Source organism: Pseudomonas sp. 21615526, assembly GCF_013386245.1.
Lineage (GTDB): Bacteria > Pseudomonadota > Gammaproteobacteria > Pseudomonadales > Pseudomonadaceae > Aquipseudomonas.
Genome location: NZ_JACAOM010000152.1, coordinates 443 through 899 on the forward strand (window position 1 = coordinate 443; position 457 = coordinate 899).

The following is a 457-nucleotide window of genomic DNA, read 5'->3' on the forward strand; positions in this document are numbered from 1 at the left end:
AGCCGCCCACGCCTTCATCAACTACTTGCTGGACCCTGAAGTGATCGCCAAGGTCAGCGCCAGCGTCGGCTACGCCAACCCGAACCCGGCGGCCAAGGCCTTCATGGCCCCCGAGCTGGTGAACAACCCCGAGATCTACCCGTCCCAGGAAGTGCTCGACAAACTCTACATTTCCACCACCCCGACGCCCGCCGTCATGCGCTTGATGACGCGGTCTTGGAGCAAAGTGAAGACCAACAAATGAACCGTTCCTCCTCCGACCACGCTCGTTCCTATTACCTGGCTTCGGCCAACGCCATGCCCCGGCGCCCAGCGCTGGGGGCTGACCTGACCGCCGATGTGTGTGTGATCGGCGGTGGGTTCACCGGGGTCAACACCGCCATCGAACTGGCCCAGCGCGGGCTGTCGGTGATCCTGCTGGAGGCCCGGCGGATTGGCTGGGGCGCCAGCGGGCGCA

Annotated in this window: 2 pseudogenes; both read left to right on the top strand. The window is 65.0% G+C overall.

The features are described from left to right. A pseudogene (locus HX786_RS32060) lies at positions 1 to 244 on the top strand (polyamine ABC transporter substrate-binding protein); the annotation flags it as partial. After that, positions 178 to 457: pseudogene (locus HX786_RS32065) on the top strand (FAD-dependent oxidoreductase); the annotation flags it as partial. The pseudogenes HX786_RS32060 and HX786_RS32065, both read left to right, overlap by 67 nt.